Source organism: Bartonella sp. AS69XJJH, from assembly GCF_042195585.1.
In the GTDB taxonomy this organism is placed as follows: Bacteria; Pseudomonadota; Alphaproteobacteria; order Rhizobiales; family Rhizobiaceae; genus Bartonella.
The window spans coordinates 1-713 of the sequence record NZ_JBHIOO010000128.1 but is presented as its reverse complement, the minus strand read 5'-3'; the positions used below and the strand labels follow the sequence as shown (position 1 = coordinate 713).

The window sequence follows — 713 nt, the reverse complement described above, 5'->3', positions numbered from 1 at the left end:
TCTGTTGCGGGGCAGGACAGCGCGAACTATCGCTAGCGACAGAATTTTCAAATTGACTGTACATTGTACACTTAACTCATTGATAAATAACTATTTCAATATGTACACTGCACAGTATGTGAAACGTTTTCTTAGCAAAAAGTAATTTTTGTTACTGGACAATTCTATAGTAATGGGTATTTTCGAATCAGTTGCCTCAAAAACACCTTAAAACATCTAGCGGAGTGGTTGCCGAAATAATCAATCTTCTGTGCATTGCAAAGGCTTTAACTCATTGTATGTGTGTAGCATATAATGGCGTTGTCGGATGTAGTTACGCTATACAATAATACTCTCACGAGGAAAGCGTAACCAACGGACTTGGTACCGTATTTGTTAGCACCGGAACTCTTTATTGAGTGTCATTAACAAACATCTATCAACAAGGAATTCATTATGTACACTCTTATAGAAATTAAAGAACAAACTATTGGCCAAGAAACTGTTCAAACTGTTAACGCGCGTGATTTGCATACGTTTTTAGAAGTTAGTGTGCGTTTCAGTGATTGGATTAAAAATCGCATTAAAGAATACAAATTTCAGGAAAATATAAACTTTATAACGCTTACTAAAAATTTAGTAAGCGTTATAAAGGTAAAATAATACCGCATTACATGAGACATGGCTAAACACCTTTCCATGATAGAACGTAATGACAAAGGACATGAAGCACG

Annotated in this window: 1 pseudogene; it reads left to right on the top strand. The window is 35.5% G+C overall.

The annotated features are described in order from the left end of the window. Positions 1 to 435 precede the first annotated feature (435 nt). Positions 436 to 654 (top strand): annotated as a pseudogene (locus tag ACFIK6_RS10145) (antA/AntB antirepressor family protein); the annotation flags it as partial. Between the last annotated feature and the right edge of the window lie 59 nt (positions 655 to 713).